Source organism: Amycolatopsis thermophila, assembly GCF_030814215.1.
In the GTDB taxonomy this organism is placed as follows: domain Bacteria; phylum Actinomycetota; class Actinomycetes; order Mycobacteriales; family Pseudonocardiaceae; genus Amycolatopsis_E; species Amycolatopsis_E thermophila.
Genome location: NZ_JAUSUT010000001.1, coordinates 1,324,243 through 1,350,602 on the forward strand (window position 1 = coordinate 1,324,243; position 26,360 = coordinate 1,350,602).

Genomic DNA, 26,360 nt, shown 5'->3' on the forward strand with positions numbered 1-26,360 from the left:
TTCTGGGCCGCAGATCCGCTCTATGGTGGAGTGATGCCGATCACCGCTGGGTCATGGCCGCCCCACTTCCCGAGATCGCTGGACTACCCCGACGTGCCCGCCGGCTCGATCCTCGCCGGCGCCGCGAAGCGGTACGGGGACCGAATCGCGTTCGCCCACCACGACCGCTCCCTGACGTACGCGCAGGCGTACGCGGGCGCGTGCCAGTTCGCCAACGCGCTTCGGGAGCAAGGGATCGGGCCCGGTTCGACCGTCGCCATCCACCTGCCGAACTGCCTCGCCTACCCCGTCACCTATTACGGGATTCTGCTCGCCGGCGCCACCTTCACCCCGGCGAACCCGCTGCTCCCGCCCGCCGACCTCGCGCACCAGCTCGCCGACTCGGGCGCGGTCGCGGCGGTCACCCTCGGCAAGGTGGCGCCGGTGCTGACCGCCGTCCGCGACCAGACGTCGGTGCGCCTGGTGATCGTCGTCGCGCCGGACGACCTCGCCGACGGCCAGGTCGAGTTCGAGTCGTTCCTCGCCGGCCAGCCCGGCACCCGCCCCGATCTGGACATCGACACCCGCACCGCACTGGCCCACCTGTCCTACACCGGCGGCACCACCGGACGGTCCAAGGGCGTCCGGCTGCCGCACCGCAACGTCGTGGTCAACACGCTCCAGTACGCCTGCTGGGGCACCGGGTCCCTCCCGGCCCTGGACGCGGACGGCGACCTCACGCTCGACCAGGTCGGCAGCGAGGACGAGTGGACGGTCCGCCTCGGCACCGGCTCGGGCATCAACCTCACGCCGTGGTTCCACGCGATGGGCACCATCGGCGGGCTCAACGTGCCGGTCATGGCCGGTGGTTCGACCACGCTGCACGACCGCTTCGACCCGGTCGCCTACCTCGCCGACGCCGAGCGCCTGCGGGTCACGGGCATCGGCGGCGCGCCCGCGCTGTTCGCGGCGCTGCTGGCCTGCCCCGACCTGGCGACGCGGGACCTGTCGTCGGTCCGCGGGATCAGCTCCGGCGCCGCGCCGCTGCCCCACGAAATGCTCAAGGCACTGGCCGCGCGGTTCCCGGACGCGGTGATCACCGAGGGTTACGGCCTCACCGAGGTCACCATGGGCGCGACGCTCAACCCGTCGTTCCGGTCCGGACTGCGCAAGCAGGGCACGGTGGGCGTGCCGGTGTTCGACACCGAGGTCAAGATCGTGCCGCTGGAGGGCGGCGAGGAGCCGCTGCCCGAGGGTGAACAGGGCGAGGTGTGCCTCCGCGGCCCGCAGGTCATGGAGGGCTACCACCACCGCCCCGACGAGACGGCCGCGGTGCTCGTCGACGGGTGGCTGCACACCGGCGACATCGGCGTGCTGGACAAGGACGGCTACTTGTCCATTGTGGATCGCAAGAAGGACATGCTGCTCTACAAGGGGTACAACGTGTACCCGCGCGAGCTGGAGGAGCTGCTCATCGCGCATCCCGGTGTCGCGGCCGCGGCCGTCGTGGGGCGCAAGCAGGTCGAGGTCGGCGAGCTGCCGGTGGCGTTCGTGGTGCGGGCGGACGAGAGCGTGACCGAGGAGGAGATCCTGTCCGCGGTCAACGACAACGTGCTGCCCTACAAGCGGATCCGCGAACTGCGGTTCGTCGACGAGATCCCGGTCTCGGCGGCGGGCAAGATCCTCAAGCGGGAGCTGCGCCGGCAGCTCTAGAGCCGCGGCAGGACCCGGGTGCGGTAGAACTCGATGGCCGCGCCCGGGTCCTGCTGCGGGAAGTGCAGGACCGGCGTCACGCCCGCGTCCAGCAGTTTCCGCACCGCCTCGACGTGCACCGCCGGATCGGTGCCCACGGCCCACCGCGACGCCACCTCCGCGAGCGACGTGGCCTGCGCGGCCTCCTGGATCGCCTCGGGGTTGGGCAGGTCGGCGGGCTTCACGGTGAACCGCCAGCGGGCGGCCGCCAGGTCGATCTCGCGCTGGTCGCCGGCCACCGCGAACAGCTCGGCCCACTTCGGCATCGCGTCCGGGTTCTTGCCCGCCGCCCGCGCACCCTCGGCGAAGGCGTTCCGCAGCGCCGGGTCGAGCGACGCCCCGGCCTGGGTGATCCAGCCGTCGCCGTACCGGCCCGCCAGCCGCGCGCTCTTCGGCCCCTGCGCGGCCACGTACACCGGCGGCGGCTTCGACGGCAGGTCGTACAGCTTGAGCTGGTCGGTCGTGAAGAACCGGCCACGGAAGGTGACGCGCTCCCCCGTCCACAGGCGGCGGATCAGCTCGATCGCCTCGGCCAGCCGGTCGTGCCGCTCGGCGTAGCGGCCGTACTGGCCCGTGCCGGCCTGCTCGTTGACCGCTTCCCCGGTGCCCACGCCGAGGAACGTCCGTCCCGGTGCGAGCAGTTCGAGCGAGGCAAACGCTTGCGCCACCTCGCTCGGGTGATGCCGGTAGCTGGGGCAGGTCACGCCGGACCCGAAGGCGAGCCGTCGCGTCCGCTCGCCGACCAGCGCGAGCGTCAGCCACGGGAACATCGAGTGGCCCTGGTCGTCCTGCCACGGCTGCAGGTGGTCGCTGGCCCACACGAACGAAAAGCCGGCGTCCTCCGCCTGGCGGGCGAAGTCCAGCAGGCGTGCGGTGGGGAACTGCTCGTGCGACAACACCAGCCCGACGGGCGCCCGCGCCGCCGGAGGTTCGAACCGGGGCAGCCCGGCGGAGGCGGCGAACATGCCCAGCGTGCGGCGCGAGAACTCCATGATTGCCGGATACCCGGCGCGCACCGGATCGAGCCGGAGTTCACCTGTTCGCGCGTGGTGGCGGGACGGGCCCGCCCGGGCCTCAGGGCTGCGGACGCACGCGTTCGCGGAGCTTGGCGTCCTTGTCGAGCACCAGTTGTTCGAGGTCGGCCTGGAAGGCGGCCATCTTCTCCCGCAGCGCCGGGTCCTGCGCGGCCAGGATCCGCACCGCCAGCAGCCCGGCGTTGCGGGCGCCGCCGACGGACACCGTGGCCACCGGGACCCCGGCCGGCATCTGCACGATCGACAGCAGCGAGTCCATACCGTCCAGGTACTTCAACGGCACCGGCACGCCGATCACCGGCAGGACGGTCGCCGAGGCGACCATGCCCGGCAGGTGCGCGGCTCCACCGGCGCCGGCGATGATCACCTTGAGGCCACGCTCCGCCGCCGTGCGGGCGTAGTCCAGCATGCGCTGCGGCGTCCGGTGCGCGGAGTACACGCCGACCTCGTAGGACACGCCGAACTCGTCCAGCGCCGCCCCGGCCGCCTCCAGCACGGGCCAGTCCGAGTCACTGCCCATGATCACGCCGACGTCGGTCACGAGCGCGCTCCCTTGCCGTGGATGTCGTAGCCATCGGGCCATTCGGCGTGCGACAGCCAGTGCGCGGCCAGCTTGGCCCGCGTCCGCAGGTTCTCCAGGTCGCCGCCGACGAAGTTGACGTGCCCGAGCTTGCGACCGGGCCGCTCGCCCTTGCCGTAGAGGTGCACGTGCGCGTCCGGGAAGCGGGCGAACAGGTGGTGCAGCCGCTCGTCGGGCGCCATCTCCGGCGTGACCGGCGCGCCGAGGACGTTCGCCATCACCGTCGGCGCGAGCAGGTCGGTCACACCCAGCGGGTAGTCCAGGACCGCGCGCACGTGCTGCTCGAACTGCGAGGTCGCCGACCCGTCCATCGTCCAGTGGCCGGAGTTGTGCGGGCGCATCGCCAGCTCGTTGACCAGCAGGCCGCCGTCGGTCTCGAACAGCTCGACCGCCAGGATGCCGACCACGTTCAGCTCGTCCGCCAGCCGCAGCGCCAGCTCCTGCGCCTCGTGCACCTGGCGCGAGGTGAGGCCCGGCGCGGGCGCCAGCACCTCGGTGTTGATGCCGTTCTCCTGCACCGTCTCCACGACCGGCCACGCCGCGCCCTGCCCGAACGGCGAGCGGGCGACCAGCGCGGAGAGCTCGCGCTTCATCTCGACGCGCTGCTCCACCAGCAGCTCGGTGCCCGCGGCCAGCAGCTCGGGGACGAGCTTGCGCGCCTCGGCGTCGTCGTCGACCATCCACACGCCACGGCCGTCGTACCCGCCGGTGGCGGCCTTCAGCACGACCGGCCACGAGTGCTCCGCGCCGAACTTGAGCAGGTCCTCCACTTCGGACACTTCCGCGTACGGCGGGCACGGGAAGCCGGTGGCCGACAGCCGGTCGCGCATCACGAGCTTGTTCTGCGCGAACGCCAGCGCGTCCGGGCCGGGACGGACCGTGAAACCCTCGTTGACCAGCGCGAAGAGGTGCTCCCACGGGACGTGCTCGTGGTCGAAGGTGACCACGTCGACCGTCTTCGCGAACTCGCGAAGCGCGTCCAGGTCGGTGTGGTGCCCGATCTGGACGCTCCCGGCGACCATCGCGGCCGAGTCGTTCTCGTCGACCGCGAGCACCCGCATCGACTGTCCCAGCGAGATCGCGGCCTGGTGTGTCATCCTGGCGAGCTGGCCGCCGCCCACCATCCCGACGATCGGGAGGCCTGTGCGCTTGTCCATAACACGTTTAGATTACGGGGAGACGCAGCTCACGGGCCGCCAGGCCGAGGATTCCGAGCGCCGCGGCCAGCACGTAGGCGTTGCCGGGCACGAACAGCTCCGGCCCCCAGCCGAACTCGGTGTCACCGCCGTTGGGCACCAGCATCACGACGCAGCTGGCGAAGAACGCGGTCACCAGGCCGGCCCACACCCAGCGCCCCTTCGACGCGAGCAGCACCGCCAGCGGCACCGCCCACACCCAGTGGTGCGACCACGACACCGGCGAGACGAGCAGCCCGAGGAACGCCGTGACCAGCAGCGCGGCCAGCGTCTCACCGCGCCGGTGCAGCCGCACGACCAGCCACACCGCGGGCACCGCGAGCAGCGCGCCGATGCCCAGCGCGACCGCGGTCGACCAGGACGCCTGGTGGGAGAGCCGGTTGACCAGCCCGCCGAGCGACTGGTTGAAGATCCAGGACACCCCGCCCACGCGGTCCGGGTCGAACGCCGCCTCGGCCCAGTACCGCGCGGCGTCGCCCGGCATGAGCACGAACATCAGGACCTGCAGCCCGGCGAACGTGGCCAGCGCGCGCAGGCCGTCGCGCCACCGGCCGGTGACGAACAGGTGCGCCACGAAGATCAACGGGGTCAGCTTGACCGCGGCCGCGACCCCGGTCAGCACCCCCGGCCACCGGGTGCCGGCCAGCACCAGCACGTCGACCACGACCAGCGCGAGCAGCACGAGGTTGATCTGGCCGAGGAAGATCGTCTTCCACACCGGCTCGAGCCCGAGCGCCGCCACGGTCAGCCCGGCGACCGCCCAGCCCCGGAACCGCCCGCTGACCCGGACCACGACGGCCAGCGACAGCACCGACGCCGCCGCCAGGATCCCCCAGGTCAGGCCGCTGGGCAGCGCGGTCAGCGGCACGAACAGCAGGGCGGCGGCCGGCGGGTAGGTGAACGGGAGGGACACCCACGACGGCAGGGTGGTCAGCCGTTCCGGCGTGTAGACGTCGTCGCCGTGCAGGAAGGTCAGCGCACCGGCGCGGTAGACGGCGCTGTCCGCGCCCAGCTGCCAGCCGCCGAGCCAGACGGCCACCCCCACCGCGAACGCGCCCAGCACGAGGGCGCCGACCAGCGCCGGTTCAGCGCGCGAGCGAAGCGTCGTCACGCGCGCGCTCCCGCCGGCGCTGCACCGCCCAGCGCGTCACCAGCACCACGGTCAGGACCAGTGGCGTCAGGATGTAGGCGTTGCCCAGCACGCTCTGCCAGAACTTCCAGTGCAGCTCGATGTTGCGCCCGTTCGGCAACGCCAGCAGCACGCAGCTGATGAACACCGCGGCCACCGCCGCGGTACCGACCCAGCGCTTCCACGCCGCGGCGAAGGTGGTCTGCGGCAGCCGCGACACGAGCAGCACGATCAGCGGCACCGCCCACACCCAGTGGTGCGACCACGAGATCGGCGAGGCCAGCAGCCCGAAGAACGCCGTGACCAGCAGCGCGGCCAGCGCCTGCCCGCGGCGGTGGAAGCGCAGCACCAGCCACACCGCCGGCACCGCCAGCAGCGCGGCCACGCCCAGCGCCGCCTTCGACGCCCACGGTGCGAGGTCGGTGACGCGGTTCATCAGGCCGTTCAGCGACTGGTTGCCCGCCCAGTGCACCGGGCCGATGCGGCCGGTGTCGGAGATCGTCTTGGTCCAGTAGCGGATCGTGTCGCCCGGGATGAGCAGCAGCATCAGCAGCTGCAGCCCGACGAACACGCCGAACGCGTTCACCGCCTCGCGGCGCTTGCCGGTCAGGAACAGGTGCGCCACGAACACCAGCGGCGTCAGCTTCACCGCCGAGGCGATGCCGACCAGCACCCCGCCCCACCGCGAACCGCGCGTGGTGACGACGAGGACGTCGAGCACCACGATCGCCATCAGGATCAGGTTGATCTGACCGAGGAAGATCGTCCGCCACACCGGCTCCAGGCCCAGCATGACGACGGAGAACAGCAGCGTCGCGCGCGCGGGTGAGGACCACCAGCGGCGCACCGCGGGCGGCGTCGGCAACGACCCGATCGCCACGCGGATCACCAGCGCCATCGCCAGCACCGAGATCGCGGTCAGCACACCCCAGGCGATCTGGACCGGCAGGATCGCCAGCGGCACGAACAGCAGCGCGGCCGTCGGCGGGTAGGTGAACGGCAGCAGCGCCCACCACGGCTCCGGCGGCAGCGTGTTCGCGTCGTACAGCGGGTCACCGTGCAGCAGGGTGATCGCCCCCGCCCGGTACACCGCGCTGTCGACACCGAGCCGCCAGTCGACCAGCCAGCCGACGACGCCGAAGACGATGCCGAGCAGCGGGACGAGGGACAGCAGCAGGATCGAACGCGGCCGGACCGACAACCGGGCGAGCGAGGTCCGCAGGGCCAGGCGCGGGTGCGCAGGCTCTCCGAGCGGTTCGCCGCCGGCGGCGGGCACTGACTGTGTCACCCTTTCAGGAAATCACGAATCGGCCACACCGTGGCGAGAAGGGTCAGGTTCGCGCGAGCCGCTGGAGGAGATCGCACGCGGACCGGTGCGTGGCGGGCAGCCGGATCAGCTTGATCTTCGGCGCGCCGACCTGTTCCAGCTGGTCGTCGACCGACAGGCGCTCGTGCAGCTCGCGTCGCAGCAGTACCGCCTTCCCGGCGATCCGGCCGTCCCGCGGCACCACGGCGGCGGCGGTGGACGGCCCGAGCGAGGCGATGCTCTCGCCGCCGTCGAACACCGCCCGTAGCGCCTCCGCGATCAGGATCATCGCGGTCAGCCGCGGCCACCCGCTCACGCCGGACAGGTCGACCGACACGACGAGCAGGGTGTGGTCCTCGGCGACCTGGTGGCCGGGCCGCCCGTACAGCTCGCGCAGCCGGGTGCGCAGGTACGCGGCGGTCGGCAGGCCGGTCAGCGGGTCGATCACCTCGGTGCTGGCGAGCTTGTCCATCGCCACGTCGGCCCAGGCCAGTGCCGCCACGCGCAGCAACCGGGACGGCAGGGCGTCCACGTCCGGGCTCATGAGGTCGCCGGCATCCCCCGGAGAGGTGATCACGGCGTGTAACGCCGCGAGATCGAGTAGCGTTTCGGCGAGCCCGGCACCCGCCACGGCTCGGGCCCTGGCCAGGCCCGCGATCGCGATGTCCGGCGGAACGTCGCGCAGCAGGGCCGCGCACACGCTGTCGACCTCCGGCAACGCCCAGTCGCTGGGGAACCGCCACCCCGCGGCCAGGCTCGCGGACTGCCAGCGGGCGCGCAGCACCTGCAGCGACCCGCCGCGCTCCGGTTCGAGCCGCACACCCCTGGCCGGCACGTCCACTGGCAACCGTCCCTTCGTCCCGCGACCGCTGTTCCGGTGAAGTGACGAAGCAAGCGGCGCGCCGTGACGGAATTACACCGTGCGGGTCAATAGGGCGAGGCGGCGCGTGACTGACCGGGGCGGGTCAGTCACACTGATCGCGCGCAACACTGGGGATAAGGAGAGCGGTGTCCACCCAACCGGTCGACTTCGAGGGCAAGAGCGACGCGGAGCTGATCAGCGACGTGCGCACCGGCACCCTGGCCGCGTACGGCACGCTCTACGAACGGCACGTCGCCGCGGCCTACAACCTGGCGCGGCAGCTGGCCCGGTCCACCGCCGAGGCCGACGACCTCGTCTCCGACGCGTTCGCCAAGGTCCTGGACACCCTGCGGGCGGGCAAGGGCCCGGACAGCGCGTTCCGGGCGTACCTGCTCACCGCGCTGCGGCACACCGCCTACGACAAGACCCGCAAGGACAAGCGCGTCGACCTCAACGAGGACATGACGACCGTCGGCAGCGAGGCGCTGACGGTCCCGTTCTCCGACACCGCCGTCGCCGGGCTGGAACGGACGATGGCCGCCAAGGCCTTCGCGTCGCTGCCCGAACGCTGGCAGGCCGTGCTCTGGCACACCGAGATCGAGGGGCAGAGCCCGGCCGAGGTCGCCCCGCTGCTGGGCCTGACGCCCAACGGCGTGTCCGCGCTCGCCTACCGGGCGCGCGAGGGGCTGCGGCAGGCCTACCTGCAGGTCCACCTCGCCGAGACCTCCGCCGACAAGTGCCGCGCGTGCACCGACCGGCTGGGCGCGTGGACGCGTGACGGGCTGTCCAAACGGGAACGCGCCCAGGTCGAGGCGCACCTGGACGAGTGCGACCAGTGCCGCGCCCTGGCCGCCGAGCTGGCCGAGGTCAACGGCGCGCTGCGGGCGATCATCGCCCCGATCGTGCTCGGCGGGGCCGCGCTGGGCTACCTGGCGACCGCGGGCAAGGCGACCGCCGCCACGGTGGCCACCGCGGGCGCGTCGGCCGGCGCGGCGGGCGGCGCCGCCTCCCTCGCCGCCGCGGGACCGCGCCAGTTCGTCGGAGTCGGCATCTCGGGTGTCGCGGTGGCCGCCGCCGTGGCCGCCGCGCTGGCCGCGGGTGGCGGCACGCAGGAGATCCCGGCGGCGGCACAGGCCCCGGCGCCGCCCGCCGTCGTCGCACCCGCGCAGCCACCGGCCGCACCGCCGCCCCCCGCTCCCCCGGCCGCGCCACCGGCCCCGGCCGTCGAACCGGCGCCCGCCCCGGTCGCGCCCCCGGCGCCGGCACCCGCACCCGCGCCGCCACCCCCGGCCGCGGCGCCCGCCGCCATCACGGCCGAGGGGCCGACGTCGGCCCTCGAACTCGAACCGGGCGGTGACCCGGTCGCGCTGCCGATCACCGTGCGCAACAACGGCGGCACGGTGTCCGACCCGGTGTCGGCGACGCTGAACCTGCCGCCGAACATCCGGGCCGTGCCCGCGGGCGGCGGCGGTGGCGGTGCCGGCGGTTACGGCATGCAGGCGCAGGCCGGGCCGCTGCTGGTCGACTGCCCGCCGGGGACCGGCACGGTCACCTGCACCACGCCGCGCGGGCTGCAGCCCGGCGAGACCGCGGTGCTGACGTTCCTGCTGAAGGCCGACGCCGGTGCCACGTCCGGGCAGGTCACGGGGTCGGTGAACGCGGGGGCGGACATCCGGCTGTCGGTCGACGTGCCGGTGTCGGTGGCCGAGGCGCCGGACCGGCTGGCGCTCGACGCGAAGGCGGCGTGGAGCGAGCAGCCCGCGTGGGGGCACTCGGCGTGGCTGTCGGTGGACGTCACCAACACCGGGCCCAACACGAAACCGGTCACGCTCCTGATCGACGACGAGGCCCGGGTCGTGCTGGGCGGCTTCCGGGCGGCGTGCACGAGCGGGCCGGCTGCGACGACGTGCACCAGCGTGAACGCGCTGAAGCCGGGCGAGCACCTGCGGCTGTGGTTCGAGCTGGACCGGCCGTGGCAGCAGGCGCGGACGGTCACGGTGTCGGCGACGCTGGGCACGGCCCACGTGGCGCGCACGGTGACGTTCGACTGCGGGTTCCCGTTCTGCGACGTGCCCCCGCCGCCGGCCCTGGCACCGAGCCTGCCGACCACGACGACGACCACCTCGGGGTCCCGGACGACGTCTCCGGAGCCGACGACGTCGAGCTCCAGCGCGCCGACCACGACCACCACCACCACCACGACGTCTTCGACGACCACCACCACGACGACGTCGCCGGCGAAGGACCACGGCCGTCCTTGGTGGTGGCTGCCGTGGATCCCGCACTGACGTGACAATTGTGACGGCGGGAATGGGATGAAACCGGCTCATGCGCCGCCTCGCGACCCGGTCCGCGCGGGACTACGTACACTGCGCAAGTGACCGTTGTGGAAAGCGTGTTGTCGCACACGCCCGAGCCTTTGCGCTCGGTGTTGATCAAGCATCGGGAGCTGCTGAAATTCGGGATCGTCGGCGGAACGACGTTCGTCGTCGACAACGGTGTGTGGTACCTGCTGAAACTCAGCGTGCTGGAGGACAAGCCGACCACGGCGAAAGCGATCGCGATCATCGTCGCGACGATCGTGTCCTACATTCTCAACCGCGAATGGTCGTTCCGGACCCGCGGTGGGCGGGAAAGGCACCACGAGGCCGCGCTGTTCTTCGTGATCAGCGGGCTGGCCGTGGTGGTGAACCTGATTCCGCTGTACATCTCGCGTTACTTCCTGCACCTGGAAGTACCGAACGTGAGCCGGTTCGTGCAGGAAACGGCTGACTTCGTCAGCGGGTCCATCATCGGCATGCTGCTGGCGATGGTGTTCCGCTTCTGGGGTTTCAAGAAGTGGGTCTTCCCCGACGAACTGGGCCAACGCCGCCGCGACGCGAGCCGCCACAGCGCCGGCGCCTGACCCGGCAGATCTCGCGCGTGGGTCAGCGCGGGACGCGTTCGGCGGGCCAGCGCACCTCCGGCACGTCCCCCGGGTTCGGCACCCGCAGGAACAGCGAGAACACCGCCGGCCGGCGGCTCGACAACTCCAACCGCCCGCCGTCGGCCTCGGCCAGTGCCCGCGCCAGCGCCAGGCCGACCCCCGTCGAGCCCCCGCCGGAGAACCCCCGCTCGAAGATGTGCGGCGCCAGGTCGTCCGGGATGCCGGAGCCGGTGTCGCTCACCTCGACCACCACCGTGCCCTCGGCCTCGCCCCGGCGCGCGGCCAGCGTCACCGTTCCCGCGCCGTGGCGCAGCGCGTTGTCCAGCAGCACCCCGACCACCTCGCGCAACCGGCCGGGTGTGGCCCGCGCCATCAGCCCGTCGCCGATCCGCAAGCGCAGGTTGCGGCCCTCCGCGCGCAGCAGCTGCCGCCACTCCTGCGCCACCTCGGGCAGCTCCGCGGCCAGCTCCAGCGCCTCGGTGTCGACCTCGCTCGCCGCGCGGGCCGCCGCCAGCAGCTCCTCCAGCGCCTCCGACAACCGGTCCGCCTGCTCCTGCGCCGCCCGCGCCTCCTCGGCGATGTCCGGGTCGTCCGCGACCGTCAGCGACTCCAGCCGCAGCTGCAACGCCGTCAACCGGCTCCGCAGCTGGTGCGACACGTCCCCCACCAGCTGCCGTTCCCGCTGCACGAGCTGGGCCAGCGCCGTCCCGGACGTGTCCAGCGCCTCGGCCACCATGTCCAGCTCGCCGATGCTGTACCGGCTCGGATCCGGGCGGAAGTCACCACCACCGAGGCGCGCCGCCCGCTCCGCGACGTGCCGCAACGGCTTCGCCAGCCGCCGGGCCGTCACCGTCGCCACCACCGTCCCGATCGTCACCGAGAACACCACGAGCAGCAGCACCGCGAGCGTCACCGTCGTCTGCCGCGAGCGCAGCGGCCCGGACGGGATGGACAGCTCCAGGTGCCCCTGCCGCGCCAGCTGCACGGTCGCGGTCACCGGCTCCTCACCCGGATCGGCGCCCTCGGTCATCGGCTTCTGCCCGGGCACGTCGACCACCAGCTTGCCGCCCTGCGGGATGGCGACCGACACCTGCACGAGGTCGGCCTGGTCGAGCGCGCCGTCGGCCAGCGAGGTGTCCAGCGTCGCGGCGATCTGGGCGGCCCGGCCGGCGAGGTCCTCGTTGTAGATGCTGTCGACCAGCTTCCACGCGGTCACGCCCAGCGGGATGCCCAGGGCCGCCGCGGTGACCGCGACGGCCAGCAGGATGGCGAGCAGGATCCGGCGGCGCACTAGTCTGCGTTGAACCGGAAGCCGACGCCGCGGACGGTCGCGATCCGCCGCTCACCGTCGCCGTGGTGGATCACCGAACCCTTGCCGTCGCTGGTCACCGACAGTTTCCGGCGCAGCCACGACATGTGCATGTCGAGCGTCTTCGACGTCTTGGACTCCAGGTCGTTCCACACCTCGGCGAGGATCTCGTCGCGGCTCACGACCTGCCCGGCGTGGCTCATCAGGACCCGCAGCAGCTCGAACTCCTTGTTGGCCAGCTGCACCTCGCGGCCGTCGACCAGCACCATCCGCGCGCCCAGGTCCATGCGGACCCCGCCGGCCTCGAGCACCTCGGGCGCCCGGCGGCGCAGCAGCGCGCGGATCCGGGCCAGCAGCTCGGCGAGGCGGAACGGTTTGGCGACGTAGTCGTCGGCGCCCGCGTCCAGCCCGACCACGAAGTCCACCTCGTCGGTGCGCGCGGTGAGCATCAGCACCGGCAGTTCGCTGCCGTTGGCGCGCAGCCTGCGGCACACCTCGAGACCGTCCATCCCGGGCAGGCCGAGATCGAGTACGAGCAGGTCGACGCGCTTGGCGTGCGTGACGTCGAGCACCGCGGGACCGTCCGCGACCACCTCGACCTCATAGCCCTCCCGTTCGAGCGCGCGCGACAGCGGATCCGCGATCGCCGGGTCGTCCTCGGCCAGCAACACCATGCTCACCTGGCCAACTCTACGACCGCGGGCCGTGAAACCATCGTGGCGTGGCGAGCTACACGGACGATCTCATCCTGGCGGGGAAACTGGCGGACGCGGCGGACTCGATCACCACCGCCCGGTTCCGCGCCCGCGACCTGAAGATCAGCAGCAAGCCGGACCGCACCCCGGTCACCGACGCCGACACCGCCGTCGAGGACGCCGTGCGCGAAGTGCTCGCCGCGCAACGCCCGGACGACAACGTGGCCGGCGAGGAGCGCGGCGGCACGGCGTGGCAGTCGGGCCGGGCGTGGGTGCTGGACCCCATCGACGGCACGAAGAACTTCCTCCGCGGCGGCCCGGTGTGGGCGACGCTCATCGCACTGGTCGACGAGGGCCGTCCGGTCGTCGGCATGATCAGCGCACCGCTGCTGGGGCGCCGGTGGTGGGCCGCGGCGGGCGAGGGCGCGTGGATGAGCGACCAGGCCGGCGAGCGGCGGATCTCGGTGTCCGGGGTGACGGAACTGTCGGATGCGTACCTGTCGACGACCGACCTCGGTTCGTGGAGCGAGTACCACTCGCGCGAGGCCTACCTGAGCCTGGTCGACGCGTGCTGGGAAACCCGCGCCTTCGGGGACTTCTGGCACCACTGCCTCGTGGCCGAGGGCGCGATCGACCTGGCCGCCGAGCCGATCGTGAACCCGTGGGACGTGGCGCCGATGCAGATCCTGCTCACCGAGGCCGGCGGGCGGTTCAGCGACCTGAGCGGCCAGGCCCGCTTCGACGGCGGCTCGGCACTGTCGTCGAACGGCCACCTGCACGACGAGGCCCTGGCCCACGTGCGGCGCTGACCCGGCAGTGACCGGCACCGCGCGACAGGCAGGCAGCCGGCAGCGAGAACCGGCCGGACAGGCACGCGACGGGACGACCACCCAGCTCGGGTCAGGGCACCGGCGCTGCCGTGCCCCACACGTCCCACAGGTGGTGCACCGGGTCGTGGATGAAGTACTGCGCGAAGGTGGCCGTCGTGAAGCGGGCGCCGTCGCTGCGGGTGCCGGTGCGCGTCCAGTCCTCGCCGGACACCCGGTCGAACGCGGTGGCCAGCGTGTCGGCCGCGTCCGACAGCTCGCCGGCCACCACCGCGGGGTCCTGCGAGTCGTAGCGGTCCTCGACGGCCGTCGCGTCCTGGTCCCAGTTCGGGAACAGCGGGCCGTCCTCCGTCAGCATCAGCTCCAGCCGCCGGGCGAAGATCCGGCACACGTCCCGAACGTGGCAGCCGTACTCCAGCGCCGACCACTTGTCCGCCCGCGGCCGCTCCCGCGCGTCGGGTCCGGCCAGCACTTGCTGCCACTGCGCGGCATTGGCCCGCAGCATCGCCGGAACGTCCTCCGGCCGGGCGGTGGAGGCGTCGAACCCGCACTCCGGGCACGGCGTGCCCAGCACCCAGGTCCAGTCCTTCGTGTCAGGGGTGATCATGCGTCGAGCATCGGCAACGCGAACCCGGCGCGCCAGCGGGGATCCGGACAGCGCCCGTCAGCATTCCGTCACGCCGGTGCGGGCAGCAGCCCGACCGCCCCGCGCGCGACCTGCGACCAGGCCAGCCTGCCGAACAGGTAGTGGCACGCGACCTGCTCGTTGGTGAACCGGGCCCAGTCGTAGCGGTTGCCCTGCTCGCGCCAGAACACCTCCCACACCGGGCCGCCCTCTTCGGACTCCTCGACCCGCAGCAGGCACCACGCGTTGTCGGCCTCGGCGCCGACCGAGATCACCTCGCGCGGCACCCCGATCGCCGCCAGCCACCGCACGATCGACTCGACGTTCACTGCGCAGCGTCCTCCTCGAACGTGATGTCCGCCAGGTACCCCAGGGTGACCAGCTCGTCGGCCGAGTAGACACCGCGATAACGCTCACCGCCGCCGGGCTGGCCGAACCACGGCGCCGAAACCGCCCGCCACATCGGCACGTCCCGCACCACGCGGTACCGCCGGTACCCGGCCTCGCGCATCGACGGCGGCAACGACCGCCGCGCGAACGGCGTGCCGTCCGGCGCGAACACCCGGCCCCGCGGATCGCCGAACCGGTCGACGACCGTGCCCTCGGTCAGCACCTCGGGCTCGCCCTCCCCGGTGCCGCCCTCGGGATAGCGCTCTCCGGGCGGCCACGCGTACTCCGGCACCTCGCGGCGTTTCCCGGCCAGGAACCGGCGATCCCAGTCGCGCTCCGCCAGCCCGCCGAGCGGGTCGTACCCGGCCAGCAGCCCGGCCGGCGGCGGCCCGGGCGGCGACGGCAGCCTGCCGTACCCGGCCTGGACCTTCGCCAGCGCGTCCGTCGTGTCGATCAGGTCCGAGCGCGGGTGGTCGTGCGGCGGGAAACGCAGCCCCGGCGCGTAGTCCACCTCGCACGGCGGCGCGGGCAGCTGCCGTGCCGGTTTGTCCGTGGCGACCGGCAGGTGCCCGATCGGGAACATGTGGACCCGGAACAGCGCGACGATGGTCTCGCGTTCCTGCCGCGGCGCGCCCACGGGCGACGGGGGCGGCTCCGGTTGGTACGGCTGCTGGTACGGGTGCCGGGGCGCCGGCGCCGCACCGCGGACGGGGCCCGGCTGCGCGTGGGGCCCCGTCTGCGCGTGGGGCACCCCCGGTTGCGCCACGGGCGCCGGCGGCGCGACCGGAGCGGGCGGCGCGAATCCGGCGACGGGCGCGGGCGGCGGCGCGACCGGAGCGGGCGGCGCGAATCCGGCGACGGGCGGCGGCACGACGGGCGCGGGCGGCGGCGCGACCGTTGCGGGCGGCGCGGGCGGCGCGACGGGAGCGGGCGGGGGCGGCGACGGCACCGCGGCCTCGGTGAACCCCGCGGCGACAGTGGCGTTGGGCAAACCGGTGGACGGCGTCGGGACGTCGTCGAAACCGCCGGAATCCAGCAACCCGCCGTATTGCGGCATGGCGGGCGGGGTCGGCGGGTCGGGCAGCCGGACCGGGCCGGTGTCGCCGTCGGCGAAGGCCGGCTCGGGCACCACGGGCGGCACCACCGGCGGGGTCAGCACGGTCCCGGGCGCGGCGGACGCCGGGGTCATCAACGGCGCGGCGGGCGGGGCGGTGCCGAGCACCGCCGGCGCGGGCGCGAGCACCGGCGCCACCAGTTCCGGCGCCAAACCCGTTGCCACACCGAGCAACGCGCCCTGGCCGTCCGGGGTGCGCGCGCCGGGGTTCGGCTCGACGAGCGGGGTCACCAGGGAACCCACCGGCCCCGGCCCGAGCGTCGCGGCCAGCCCGTGCGTGACGACGGCCAGGTTCGCCGCCGTGCCGCGCAGGACCGTGTCGACGCCGAGGATGGCCGTGGGGTGACCGTTCCCGGCCGCGGCCACGCTCGCGTCGCGGTTCTTCGCGGCCTCGACCAGTTGCCGCACCAGTTCGACCTTCGCGGCGCCGACCTGGTCGGCCGCGGTCTCCAGCCGGTCGGCGGCTTCGGCGGCTCCGCGCGCGGCGACCGTCAGGTGCCCGCGCTCCGGGTCGACGAACTCGGACCACGCACGGCCGGCGGCCTCGCCCGCGTCGTCGGACAGCGCGGCGATCGCCGATCCGGCGTGCTCGTCGGCCTCCGCGGCGAGCGCGGTGAGGTCGCGGTGCGCGTCCCGCCAGGCGGCGGCCTGCTCGCGCAGCCGGTCCTCGTCGGCCTGCGGCCAGGACAGACCGGTTTCGGCGGCGAGATCGGCGAGTTCCCGCGGCAGCTCGATACCCATCCGCTACCCCCGTGCCGTGTCGGTGATCGCCTGCTGGGCGTCCTCTTCGGACCCGCGGTAGCGGTCGGCGGCCTCCCCGGCGATCCCGCCGAAACGGGTCAGCCGTCCGGCCAGGTTCCGCAGCCCGTCCAGGGTTTCGTCGGCGTGGGCGGCGTGCGCGGCGGCGAAGCTGCGGCCGACGAGGTCGTCACCCCACGCCCGGTCCGCACCCTCGAGGGCGCTTTCCAGCCGCTGCGCGACGGCCGCCGCGCGGACGGCGAGTCCGTCGAAGTCACCGGACGAGGCCGCGAGCCGGCCGGCGTCGGCCTCGAACCCGCCGTTCACCGCGTCATCCAGGTCTGGTCTTCGAGGCTTTCCTCGTCCGGCGCGGAGCGGGGTTTCGCCGGAGCGATCTCCGTCGCGTCCAGGTCACCGGTGCCGAGCAGCAGCGCCTGCGGATCGGTGCCGGCGGGCAGGACCGGCGCGAGCACCTCACCGGCCTGCGCGAGGGCGCGCACGGTCGCTTCGGCGGTCACGCGCACGATCTGCTGGCCCAGCTCCTCCGGCCGGTACCGCCAGTAGGCGCCGTCGGAAATCGTGAGGGAGGTCAACGTGCCGCGCGGGCCGACGGTCGCCGTGATCAGCCCGGCGGCGTCGGTCGCCGAGGCGGTGACGGTGGCCAGCGCGCGCTGCGCCGAAGCGAGGTTCTCGCGGCTGCGACGGTAGTCGGCGAGCAGTTCCTCCACCTGCGCCCGATGCTCGGTCACGGCACCCCTCCTCGCGAGTACAGCAGTCGGCCCGGACTCGGACGCGTGCCACCGCGTTCCGGTTCCCCCTTGGGAACCAGGTTCCCTCATGGAGCCGGAATACGCATGAGCGCACGGCGCGTGTCGCGGCGCGCCACGAGATCGAACCCCGCCGCGGCGAACATGTCCACCGTTCCGTGGTACAGCTCGCCCGCCGCCCGCTTTTCCTTGGCCTCCACCGGATACCCCTCGACGACCCGCGCGCCGCGGGCGAACGCCTGCCGGGTCGCGGCGGCGAGCATCCGGCTCGCCAGGCCGCGCCCCCGCGCTCGCCGGTGCACGTAGAAGCAGGTCACGGCCCAGACACCGGCGGCATCGCCGTCCGATGACGCCGCCACTCGCGAGGTGGCCAGCCGCGGATTGTCCAGCCGCGGTGAGACGGCGACCCACGCGACGGGCTCGTCGTCCAGGATTCCCAGCAGCCCCAGCGGTTTCCCGGCGCGCACCGCGTCGTGGACGTGCGCCTTGCGGTCCGCGGCACCGGCGGCGCGGAACTGCCGGCCCGGCATCCGGAAGAACGCGCACCAGCACCCGCCCTGCAACCCGGTCGGGCCGAGCAGCCGCTCGAACAGCGGCCACGTCCCGGCCGTCAGCTCGACGACCCGCAAATCGCCGGATCGGGTGATCTCAGCGGACGCCGCGGCCATGGGGTTGTGGCCCCTGCTCGCCCGGGAAGTCGTCGTACGGGTTGTCGTTGACCTGGCGGTAGATCATCGTGTGCACCCGCTCGACGCGGGGGATGTCGTCGAAGCGCAGCGGTTCGTCCGACGCCGACTCGACCACCAGGGTGCCGCAGCCGAAGATCCGGTCGACGAGGCCGTGCTCGAACTGCACGCTGCTGATCCGGCCGAGCGGGATATCGATGCCGGTGCGCTTGATCACGCCCTCGCGCACGATGAGGCGATCGGTCGTCACGATGAAGTGGGTCGTGCGCCAGCGGATCAGCGGCACCAGGAAGAACCAGATGATCAGCACGACCGCGACCACGCCGATCGCGATGCGCGCGACGCCGTCCCACGGCGCGGGCGCGTCACCCGCGAGCGTGACGAGCCAGATCCCCACCCCGAGCGTCACGAGGAGCCCGATCACCGGCCCGATCAGCATCTTGGCGTGCGGATGGCTGTGCACTATGACCTGCTCGTTCTCGCTGAGCAGATCGTCGGGGTAGGCCACTGCGAACTCCTCTCGCGACCGTTTCACCGTACCGGGCGGAGGTGCACGACGTCTCCGGCGAACACGGTGTGCCGCCTGCCGTCGTGCCCGCGCACCTCGAGCTGGCCGGACGCGTCGACGGCCTCGGCGGTGCCGACGAGCGCGGTGTCGCCCGGCAGCAGCACCCGCACCTCCTGGCCGAGCGTCTCGCACCGCGCCCGGTAGTCCTCCAGCAGACCGGCCTTCGCGAGGTCACCGCCCGCGGCGCGCCAGCGGTCCTCGCGGTCGGCGAGCGCGGCCAGCAGCAGCGCGGCGATGTCGGTGCGGTCGGTGGTCCGGGCGCCCTGCTCGGCCAGCGACGTGGGCTGCAGGCCGCCCGCGCCCGCTTCGACCCCCGGCCCGAGCGGCCGCACGTTGAGCCCGATGCCGAGGACCACGGCCAGCTCGTCCCCGGCGACGGCCTCGGACAGGATGCCGGCGCACTTGCCGCGGTCCGGTCCGGCGAGCACGTCGTTGGGCCACTTGAGGACCGCGTCGACGCCCAGTTCGGCCGTCAGGTCGGTGACCGCGAGCCCGGCGGCGACGGCGAGCGAGCCCAGTGCGCTGAACGGGACCCCGGCCGGGCGCAGCAGCACGCTGAGGTACACGCCGCTGCCCTTGGGCGAGGACCACAGCCGGGCCCGGCGGCCGACGCCGGAGGTCTGTTCCTCGGCGATCAGCACGGTGCGGTCGGCGGCGCCCGCCATGCCGGCTCTGCGCAGGTCGGCGTTGGTCGACCCGGTGCTGGACACCACGTCGAGCGCGGCGTAGGGGCCATCCGGTGCGAGCAGTTCGGCGCGCAGCCGCCCGGCGTTGATCGCGTTCATGAGAGGCAGCCTAGGAGTGCCGTTCGTGACTTCACGAGGGGTCCGTTCGTTGGACTCCGTATCCGGGTGCGGCCGTTGTCTTTTAGTGTTGGCGAGGTGACCATGCGTTTCCGATCCTGGGGGAGGGCCGCCGCCGGGCGTGCCCTGATCGCGCTGATCCTCGTCGCCGCGGTGGGCACCTGCGGCTGGCTGCTGGTCGAGCCGCCGCAGGAGCAGCCGGCGCGGGCCGCGGCCGACGTGCTGCCGCCCGCCCAGCCCGCGGGCAACGCGGCGCTCGCGTCCGCGCCGACCGTGCTGGAACCGAACGCGCCGGTGCAGGCGCAGGCGCCGCAGGAGCAGGGCAAGAGCGAGCTGGAGAAGTGGGCGGCCGGGCTGAGCGGGCCGTTGGACATCCCCGAGCGCGCGCTGATCGGGTACGCGACGGGTGAACTCACCTTGCGCGAGGAGGACCCGGGCTGCCACCTGTCGTGGGTGACGCTCGCCGGGATCGGCAAGGCCAGCTCGGACCACGGCCGGTTCGGGGGCGGGTCGCTGGACGCGAACGGCACGCTGACGAAGGCACTGGGCGCGGTGCCGCTGACCGGGGCGGCCGGGGAGGCGGCGACCGAGTCGCGCAGCGGGCCGATGCAGCTGACGCAGGCGGAGTGGCAGCGCGCCGGGGTGCGCGGGAACATCCAGGACATCGACGACGCGGCCGTCGCGGCGGGCCGCACCCTGTGCGCGGGCGGCACGGACCTGCAGGCCGGGCAGGGCTGGTGGAAGGCGATCGCGACCTACCGCGACTCGGACCTGTTCCGGCAGCAGGCGCTGGGCAACGCGCAGCTGTACGCGCAGCTCTCGCTCGACCCGGCGTCGGCGTCCGCGCCGTCCGTGCGGGCCACCCGGTTCGCGCTCGACCAGCTCGGACTGCCCTACGTGTGGGGCGGCAACGGACCGGACGCGGGCGCGGCCGGGTTCGACTGCTCGGGCCTGACCAAGGCCGCCTACGACGCGGCCGGGGTGGACCTGCTGCGCACCGCGGACATGCAGTTCCGGTCCGTCGCGCCCGTCGCCGAGCCGAAGATGGGCGACCTGGTGTTCTACGGCAACCCGGCCACGCGGATCCACCACGTGGGCCTCTACCTGGGCAACGGCCTGATGATCAACGCGCCGACGCAGGGCATGGCGATCCAGATCGCGACCTACCGCACCCGGACGGACGACTACGCGGGCGCCGGCCGCCCAGCGCCGTGATGTCCGGCGCCGTGATGCCCAGCGCATGATGCCCGGCGCTTGCCTGCTCGGCGAGCACTGCGGAGCCCATTGCGGTCGCCCGCGGAGTCCGTCGGCCTGGCGGGTTGGCCTCGAGGCGCTTGCCGGCGCCGCGGCGCCCACCGGACAGTGGCCGCCGCGGTGGCCTGAGCCCGTTCGGCTTGCACGGGCCGCGCCGCTCGCGCGGGTCCTGCGGCTCGTACGAGCGTGCCGCTCGCGCGGCGGTTGCACCCTCCGCGGGAGCAGGCGCACCTCCATCCGCGCCCGCTCCTGCGTCGGGCCGAAGGCCCGCGAGGCGGCGACCTGCCGGTGCGCGATGTGGCGCAGGCCCATCACCGGACGGCGGACCCAGCCGAACCCCAGCCCCGCCGACCCAGCCCGGGCCGCCACCCCAGCCCGTTGGGCCTAGCGACCCTGCCCGTGCCGGGCGAGCTGGGCGAGGTAGCCGGCGACCGGGCCGAGGGTGAGCAGGCCGCTGCCGGCGCCGGCGAGTTCGTCCGCCGCGGGCAGCAGCTCTGCGTGCAACCGCCGCATCGCGGGGCGGTCGCCCCGGCGCACCGCGACCAGGGCGTGCAGGCAGGTCCGCGCTTCGAACAGCAGATCGCGCGGCGAGTCCGGGATCGGTGAACCGTCGTCGCTCACGACGGGGCGGCACCACGGCTCGTAGGCGCCGAAATCGAGGTCGTGCCCGGGGTCCGCCCCGCGCTGGAGCCGGTCGCACAGCAGCGCGAAACCGAGGATCCCACCGTCCAAACCGGACATCCCGGTGCCGGTCAGACGTGCGGCCGCGGCCCGGTAGGCGGCCTCGGCCGGCTGCCCCGACGCGGACAGCCGCATCGCCCGGAACCACTGCGTGAACACGCCCACCAGCGGAAGCCGGTGCCGCTCACCCAGGCGATCGGCCGCCTCCGCGTGCCGCGCCGCGGCCGGGAGGTCGGCCAGAGCGGAGCAGGCCTGCATGAGCACGAGGTGCCCCAGCACCTCGAACGCCACCAGCTCGTGCCGGGCCGCGAGATCGACCAGCTCCCGCCCGATGCGGGCTCGCTCGGGCGCGAGTCCGGCCCGCTCGAAGGACTGCATGAACCGGGCGTTCAGCGCGAACGCCAGCAGCCCCGGATCGCCCAGCCGGCGAGCCAGCGACTCGGCCTCGCGGGCCGCCGCCGGTCCGCGGTCGCCGGCGGTGTTGCGCAGCTCCAGCGCGAGGGTGGCGAGCAGGCGGCTGCGCACGGCCTCCTCCCCCGCCGGCAACGCGTCGAGGGTCCGCTCGGTGACCGCGACGATCCGCCGGGCCAGGGCCGGGTCGTCGTTCTCCGTCCAGATCGCCGGCACGTCGAACGCGGCGAGCACCCGCGCGGTCAGCGACGGGTCGCCGAGGCGTTCGGCGAGCGTGACGGCTTCCGCACGGTGGCGGCGGGCCTCGTCGAGCCGCCCGGTCACGGCCAGCGCGCGCACCAGGCCCATGACCAGCTCCAGCCGGCCGGGCCCATCCGCACTCGAACGGTCGAGCGCCGCCTGCCAGAGCCGGGCAGCCTCGTGCGGGGCGAACCGGCGCTCGGCGTCCTCGGCCGCCGCCCGCGCGTACCGCACCGCGGCCGGCGACCCGGCCAGCAGGAAGTGGTGCGCCAGCGCGGCGACGTCGCCGGGCCGCAGCCGTTCGATCTCGGCACCGGTCTCGGCGTGCAGACGAGCTCGGCGCGAGTGCGACAGGTCCTGGTAGAGGGTGTCCCGCACGAGCGCGTGCGCGAAGCGGAAGCGTCCGGGCCCGTGCTCGACGAGGAAACCCCGCTCGGTGGCGATCTCGACGGCGTCGAGCGCGTCGCCGGGCAGGAGGTCGAGGTCGATCTCGGTGCCGATGACAGCGGCTCGTCGCAGGACCGTCCGCACGTCCTCGGGCAGCTGGCCGACGCGGTACCGCACGACGTCACGCACCCCCGCGGGCACCGCGGACAGCGCGCCGTCGCTGTCGAGCACGCGCGCGAGTTCCCGCGCGAAGAACGGGTTGCCGCCGCTGCGCTGGTGGATGATCCGCGCGGTACCCGGGTCCACGTCCCGCCCGGTGATGTCGCGCACGAGCGCGGGCACCGCGTCGGCCGGTAGCCCGCCGAGGTAGATCCGCACGGGCTCGGCGCGCGCGGCGCGGCCGAGGAAGTCGGCGAGCCGCGCCGGGACGTCGGTGCTGCGGTAGGTCGCCACCACGAGGACCGGCCCCCCGGCGAGTTCGGCCAGCAGGGCGAGGGTTTCCTCGTCGGCCCAGTGGAGATCGTCGAGGACCAGCAGCAACGGGCGCCGCGCGGCCAGGTGCTCCCGCACGGCCTGGTGCCACCGGAAGCGGGCGGTCGCGGGGTCGCCGTCGGGCACCGGCACGTGCAGGCCGAGGCTGTCCAGGATCTGCCGCCACGGCCAGGCCGCCGGGACGCCCTCGTGCTCGGGGCTGGCGCCCCAGGCGATGGTCCAGCCGCGCCCCTCGAGGGTCGCGGCGAACGCTTCGGCGAGCGCGGTCTTGCCCGCCCCGGCCTCGCCCGAGATCAGGACGAGACGGGGGTGCAGGACGGCCTCGGCGAGCCGGGCCAGCTCGCCGTCCCGCCCGACCAGGGCGGGCACCGGCGGGGCGGCGGTCAGTTCGGCGGACTGCGCGAGGATGGCGGACTCCAGGTTCCGCAGGCCCGGGCCGGGATCCACGCCCAGTTCGTCGGCGAGGGCGCGCCGGACCCGGCGGAGGGCGGCGAGCGCGTCGCCCTGACGTCCGGCCCGGTAGAGCGCGAGCGCCAGCAGCCGCCACGCGTCCTCGCGGAGCGGGTGCGCTCCGGCGTGCGACTCCAGCTCCGGCACGGCTTCGGCGGCGCGGCCCAGGTCGAGCAGGGCCTCCGCCCGGCGCTCCCGCGCCTGCCGGCGCAGCTCGTCCAAGCGCGTGATCTCCGCGCGCGCCCAGCCCTGGTCGGCGAACTCGGCGTAGGCGGGGCCGCGCCACAGGGCCAGCGCCTCGTCCACAAGGGACAGTGCGGCGGCCGCGGGGAGCTCGCGCGCCCGGGTGAGCGCCTCCTCGAACCGCCACGCGTCGACGGATTCGGCGTGCAGCGCGTAGCCGGGGCCGGTGGTGACGAGGAGCCGGGCCGGTGCGCGGGGCGGGCGGTCCGGTTCCAGCGCGCGGCGGAGCGCCGAGACGAAGGTCTGGATGGCGCCGACCGCGCCGTCGGGCGGGTCGGCCCACAGGTCGTCGACGAGCCGGCCGACCGGAACGACGCGGCCGCGGGCGATCAGCAGGCGCGCGAGGACCGCCCGGTGCCGCGGTCCCTTGAGGTCGAGCGGGCCGCGCCCGGTCTCGGCCACCAGCGGGCCGAGCACCGCGAACCGCACGGACGAACCCATCACCACGCACTGTAGCCGCTCAGCGCGTGCTGACCGGTTGCTGATCCGGGTGGGGGACGCTCGGCCCCATGCAGATCACCGGATTCGACTACCAGCGGGTTCCCGTCGCCGACGGCGTCTCACTCAACGTCGCGATCGGCGGCTCCGGCAGCCCGGTCGTGTTGTTGCACGGGTTCCCGCAGACCCACCTGATGTGGCGGCACGTGGCCGCCGACCTCGCCGCCGATCACACCGTGATCGTGCCCGACCTGCGCGGATACGGCGACAGCGACAAGCCGGCCGACACCGGCGAGACGTACTCGAAGCGCACGATGGCGGCCGACGTCGTGGCCGTGGCCAGGGCGTTCGGGCATGCGCGGTTCGCACTGGCCGGCCACGACCGGGGCGCGCTCGTCGCGATCCGCGCCGGGCTGGACCACCCGGACGCGGTGACGCACCTGGCGTCGCTCGACGTGCTGCCGACGCTGGACATGTGGGACGTGATGCACGGCGCGAGCGCGGCGGTCGGGTTCCACCTCTACCTGATGGCGCAGCCGCCCGGGCTGGCCGAGAAGATGATCGGCGCGGTGCCGGACGAGTTCTTCGGGTACTTCCTGGACGCGTGGACGCAGAACCCGGACGCGATCCCGGCGGACGTGCGGGCCGAGTACCTGCGAGCCTCCCGCGAGGCGGTGACCTCCATCGTCGCCGACTACCGGGCCACCGCGGGGATCGACATCACGCACGACACCGCGGACCGGGAGGCCGGCCGCCGGCTTGCGATGCCGGTGACGGTGCTGCAGCAGGACTGGGGCGCGGCGCTGGGCTACGACGCCGAGGCGGTGTGGCGCGCGTGGGCGCCCGACCTGGTGCACCGCACGGTCACGAGCGGGCACTTCATGGCGGAAGAGGGTCCGGCCGAAGTGATCAAAGCCCTGCGCGACCTCCTCGCGCGATGATGGCGGCGTCGACTTCCTGATCCGCCGGGATCAACCAGTGGCCACCGCGTTTCCCGCGCGAGTCGGTGGCGGAGCCATCGCCGCGGGGGAAGCGTTCCTGGCCGTGCGTACGTCTCGCGACTGGCGGTCGCCCGGAGGGCCGCCGGGGTGGGCCGCCAGGTCCTGACGTGGATCGGGGCCCAGGCCGCGGCATCCGGGCGGCGGTACGTGCGGTTGGCGACCGCCCGGGACGACCGCCCGCTGCGGGCGTACTACGAACGCGCCGGATACCGGCACGTCGGGGACCCACCGCACGCCAAGTGGCCGACGAGCCTGTACGAGCGCGCCATCGAAAGCGGCTAGTCCGCGATCGCCTGGTACACCGAGGTCCAGTAGTCCAGGTACAGGTTGCTGAACTGCGGGAACCCGGCCTTCTGCGTGAGCAGGATCCCGATCAGGTCCTCCTTCGGGTCGGAGAACCAGGATGTGCCGAGCCCGCCGTCCCATCCGAAGCGGCCGGGGACGGACGCCACGCCGTCGCGGGCGGTGGTCATCGACAGGCCGAACCCCCAGCCCCGGGTGTCGAAGTAGCCGGGGTAGAAGCCGGACACCGCCTTCTCGCCGGGGGTGAGCTGGTCGGTCACCATCGCCTCGACCGTGGGCCGCGCCAGCAGCCGTTCGCTGCCGAAGCGTCCGAAGTGGAGCATCATCCGCCCGAACGCCAGGTAGTCGTCCACCGTGGAAACCAGTCCGGCGGCGGCCGACGGGAACGCCGGCGGGCGGGACCACTCGCCCTCCGGCGGGTCGTACACGCTCCCGTCGCCCAGGTACGCGGTCACCAGCCGGCCCGGGTCACCGCAGAACCGCGTGTCGTCCATGCCCAGCGGGTCGAGCACCGCCTCCCGCAGCACGTCCTCCAGCGGCTTGCCGGTCACCCGCGCCAGCAGCACGCCCAGCACGTCCGAGCCGGTGTTGTACAGCCAGCGCATCCCCGGCGGGTACATCAGCGGGAACGCGCCCAGCCGCCGCATCCACTCGTCCGGCTCCGGCATCTCCGACGGCCGCGGCGGGCCCATGCCGAGGCCGGCCTCGTTCGCCGCCCGCACGATCGGCGGCTCCTCCGGCAGGTAGAGCTGCCCGAACCCCATCCGGAACGTCAGCAGGTCGCGCAGGGTCAGGGCCCGCTCGGCCGGCACCGTGTCGTCCAGCGGGCCGTCCGCCCGCGTCAGCACGCGCCGGTCCGCGAGCTCGGGCAGCAGCTCGTCGACGGGTTCGTCGAGGCGGAGCCGGCACTGCTCGACGAGCACCATCGCGGCCGCCGCGGCCACCGGCTTGGTCATCGAGCTGATGCGGAACAGGTTGTCCCGGCGCAGCGGCGGCCCGCCGAAGGCGACCGACCCGAGCACGTCGACGTGCACCTCGCCGCGACGTTCCACCAGCGTGACGACACCGGGCACCTCGCCGCGTTCGACGTAACCGGCCATCACGTCGTGCAACCGCCCCAGTCGAGCCTTCGACAGTCCGCCTGTGCTCATCCGCAGATTGAAGCGGAGTGCCG

General features: G+C 73.8%; 25 protein-coding genes. 7 read left to right on the forward strand and 18 right to left on the reverse strand.

Annotated features, from left to right (window positions below):
• The first annotated feature begins 33 nt into the window (after positions 1–33).
• A complete protein-coding gene (locus FB470_RS06560) occupies positions 34–1,692 on the forward strand; it encodes a class I adenylate-forming enzyme family protein (protein ID WP_306989565.1) in 1,659 nt (552 codons plus the stop codon).
• On the opposite strand, the gene FB470_RS06565 is transcribed toward FB470_RS06560, so the two are convergent.
• The 6 genes from FB470_RS06565 to FB470_RS06590 form a co-directional block, all read right to left on the reverse strand.
• Positions 1,689–2,723 carry a F420-dependent hydroxymycolic acid dehydrogenase gene (locus FB470_RS06565; RefSeq protein ID WP_306989567.1) on the reverse strand — a complete coding sequence of 345 codons (1,035 nt, stop codon included), beginning with the start codon at positions 2,721–2,723 and terminating at the stop codon, positions 1,689–1,691. The genes FB470_RS06560 and FB470_RS06565 overlap by 4 nt on opposite strands.
• Before the next feature lie 82 nt (positions 2,724–2,805).
• A complete protein-coding gene (purE, locus tag FB470_RS06570; protein WP_306989568.1) occupies positions 2,806–3,348 on the reverse strand; it encodes a 5-(carboxyamino)imidazole ribonucleotide mutase in 543 nt (180 codons plus the stop codon).
• Complete coding sequence (locus tag FB470_RS06575) at positions 3,303–4,502, reverse strand: 5-(carboxyamino)imidazole ribonucleotide synthase (RefSeq protein WP_306989569.1); 1,200 nt, start codon at positions 4,500–4,502, stop codon at positions 3,303–3,305. The genes purE and FB470_RS06575 overlap by 46 nt, the downstream gene beginning before the upstream one ends.
• 7 nt (positions 4,503–4,509) lie before the next feature.
• Positions 4,510–5,652, reverse strand: coding sequence for a glycosyltransferase 87 family protein (locus FB470_RS06580; RefSeq protein WP_370876450.1), 1,143 nt, complete (start codon positions 5,650–5,652; stop codon positions 4,510–4,512).
• Positions 5,627–6,958: a glycosyltransferase 87 family protein gene (locus tag FB470_RS06585; RefSeq protein WP_306989571.1), complete on the reverse strand. Its 1,332-nt coding sequence runs from the start codon at positions 6,956–6,958 to the stop codon at positions 5,627–5,629. Before FB470_RS06585 ends, FB470_RS06580 begins: the two co-directional genes overlap by 26 nt.
• A 43-nt stretch (positions 6,959–7,001) precedes the next feature.
• Complete coding sequence (locus FB470_RS06590) at positions 7,002–7,817, reverse strand: GGDEF domain-containing protein (protein WP_306999090.1); 816 nt, start codon at positions 7,815–7,817, stop codon at positions 7,002–7,004.
• Between the two features lie 167 nt (positions 7,818–7,984).
• On the opposite strand from FB470_RS06590, the gene FB470_RS06595 reads away from it, so the two are divergent.
• Both FB470_RS06595 and FB470_RS06600 read left to right on the forward strand, forming a co-directional pair.
• Positions 7,985–10,126 carry a sigma-70 family RNA polymerase sigma factor gene (locus FB470_RS06595; protein WP_306989573.1) on the forward strand — a complete coding sequence of 714 codons (2,142 nt, stop codon included), beginning with the start codon at positions 7,985–7,987 and terminating at the stop codon, positions 10,124–10,126.
• A gap of 89 nt (positions 10,127–10,215) precedes the next feature.
• Positions 10,216–10,743 carry a GtrA family protein gene (locus tag FB470_RS06600; RefSeq protein ID WP_306989574.1) on the forward strand — a complete coding sequence of 176 codons (528 nt, stop codon included), beginning with the start codon at positions 10,216–10,218 and terminating at the stop codon, positions 10,741–10,743.
• Between the two features lie 22 nt (positions 10,744–10,765).
• Here the strand turns inward: FB470_RS06600 and FB470_RS06605 are convergent, their stop codons facing one another.
• Together FB470_RS06605 and FB470_RS06610 are read right to left on the reverse strand one after the other, a co-directional pair.
• Complete coding sequence (locus tag FB470_RS06605) at positions 10,766–12,055, reverse strand: ATP-binding protein (RefSeq protein ID WP_306989576.1); 1,290 nt, start codon at positions 12,053–12,055, stop codon at positions 10,766–10,768.
• Positions 12,055–12,747 (reverse strand): response regulator transcription factor, encoded by a 693-nt coding sequence (locus tag FB470_RS06610; protein WP_306999092.1) that lies wholly within the window; start codon positions 12,745–12,747, stop codon positions 12,055–12,057. Before FB470_RS06610 ends, FB470_RS06605 begins: the two co-directional genes overlap by 1 nt.
• A 47-nt stretch (positions 12,748–12,794) precedes the next feature.
• Here FB470_RS06610 and hisN point away from each other — a divergent pair, with 47 nt between their 5' ends.
• The gene (gene hisN / locus FB470_RS06615) at positions 12,795–13,577 is read left to right on the forward strand and encodes a histidinol-phosphatase (RefSeq protein WP_306989578.1); all 783 of its coding nucleotides are present in this window, start codon (positions 12,795–12,797) and stop codon (positions 13,575–13,577) included.
• A 91-nt stretch (positions 13,578–13,668) separates the two neighbouring features.
• On the opposite strand, the gene FB470_RS06620 is transcribed toward hisN, so the two are convergent.
• The 8 genes from FB470_RS06620 to FB470_RS06655 form a co-directional block, all read right to left on the reverse strand.
• On the reverse strand, positions 13,669–14,202 hold the full coding sequence (locus FB470_RS06620) for a DinB family protein (RefSeq protein ID WP_306989579.1): 534 nt from the start codon (positions 14,200–14,202) through the stop codon (positions 13,669–13,671).
• Positions 14,203–14,270: 68 nt separating this feature from the next.
• Positions 14,271–14,549, reverse strand: a complete 279-nt coding sequence (locus FB470_RS06625; RefSeq protein WP_306989580.1) for a hypothetical protein — start codon at positions 14,547–14,549, stop codon at positions 14,271–14,273.
• Positions 14,546–16,465 (reverse strand): TNT domain-containing protein, encoded by a 1,920-nt coding sequence (locus tag FB470_RS06630; RefSeq protein WP_306989582.1) that lies wholly within the window; start codon positions 16,463–16,465, stop codon positions 14,546–14,548. Before FB470_RS06630 ends, FB470_RS06625 begins: the two co-directional genes overlap by 4 nt.
• A gap of 3 nt (positions 16,466–16,468) precedes the next feature.
• On the reverse strand, positions 16,469–16,789 hold the full coding sequence (locus FB470_RS06635; RefSeq protein ID WP_306989583.1) for a hypothetical protein: 321 nt from the start codon (positions 16,787–16,789) through the stop codon (positions 16,469–16,471).
• On the reverse strand, positions 16,786–17,211 hold the full coding sequence (locus tag FB470_RS06640) for a YbaB/EbfC family nucleoid-associated protein (RefSeq protein WP_306989585.1): 426 nt from the start codon (positions 17,209–17,211) through the stop codon (positions 16,786–16,788). Before FB470_RS06640 ends, FB470_RS06635 begins: the two co-directional genes overlap by 4 nt.
• A gap of 86 nt (positions 17,212–17,297) precedes the next feature.
• Complete coding sequence (locus FB470_RS06645; RefSeq protein WP_306989586.1) at positions 17,298–17,897, reverse strand: GNAT family N-acetyltransferase; 600 nt, start codon at positions 17,895–17,897, stop codon at positions 17,298–17,300.
• Positions 17,878–18,423: a PH domain-containing protein gene (locus FB470_RS06650; RefSeq protein ID WP_306989587.1), complete on the reverse strand. Its 546-nt coding sequence runs from the start codon at positions 18,421–18,423 to the stop codon at positions 17,878–17,880. The genes FB470_RS06645 and FB470_RS06650 overlap by 20 nt, the downstream gene beginning before the upstream one ends.
• Before the next feature lie 23 nt (positions 18,424–18,446).
• Positions 18,447–19,268 carry a biotin--[acetyl-CoA-carboxylase] ligase gene (locus tag FB470_RS06655; protein WP_306989588.1) on the reverse strand — a complete coding sequence of 274 codons (822 nt, stop codon included), beginning with the start codon at positions 19,266–19,268 and terminating at the stop codon, positions 18,447–18,449.
• A 102-nt stretch (positions 19,269–19,370) separates the two neighbouring features.
• Between FB470_RS06655 and FB470_RS06660 the strand changes: the two genes are divergently transcribed.
• A complete protein-coding gene (locus tag FB470_RS06660) occupies positions 19,371–20,501 on the forward strand; it encodes a C40 family peptidase (protein ID WP_306999094.1) in 1,131 nt (376 codons plus the stop codon).
• A gap of 423 nt (positions 20,502–20,924) precedes the next feature.
• Here the strand turns inward: FB470_RS06660 and FB470_RS06665 are convergent, their stop codons facing one another.
• Positions 20,925–23,885 carry a BTAD domain-containing putative transcriptional regulator gene (locus FB470_RS06665; RefSeq protein ID WP_306989590.1) on the reverse strand — a complete coding sequence of 987 codons (2,961 nt, stop codon included), beginning with the start codon at positions 23,883–23,885 and terminating at the stop codon, positions 20,925–20,927.
• A 68-nt stretch (positions 23,886–23,953) separates the two neighbouring features.
• On the opposite strand from FB470_RS06665, the gene FB470_RS06670 reads away from it, so the two are divergent.
• Positions 23,954–24,823: an alpha/beta fold hydrolase gene (locus tag FB470_RS06670; protein WP_306989591.1), complete on the forward strand. Its 870-nt coding sequence runs from the start codon at positions 23,954–23,956 to the stop codon at positions 24,821–24,823.
• A 147-nt stretch (positions 24,824–24,970) separates the two neighbouring features.
• Complete coding sequence (locus FB470_RS06675) at positions 24,971–25,165, forward strand: N-acetyltransferase (RefSeq protein WP_306989593.1); 195 nt, start codon at positions 24,971–24,973, stop codon at positions 25,163–25,165.
• Here FB470_RS06675 and FB470_RS06680 read toward each other — a convergent pair.
• Entirely contained in the window at positions 25,162–26,337 is a 1,176-nt protein-coding gene (locus FB470_RS06680) for a serine hydrolase domain-containing protein (RefSeq protein ID WP_306989594.1), read from the reverse strand. The two genes, FB470_RS06675 and FB470_RS06680, sit on opposite strands and share 4 nt — an antisense overlap.
• Positions 26,338–26,360 lie beyond the last annotated feature (23 nt).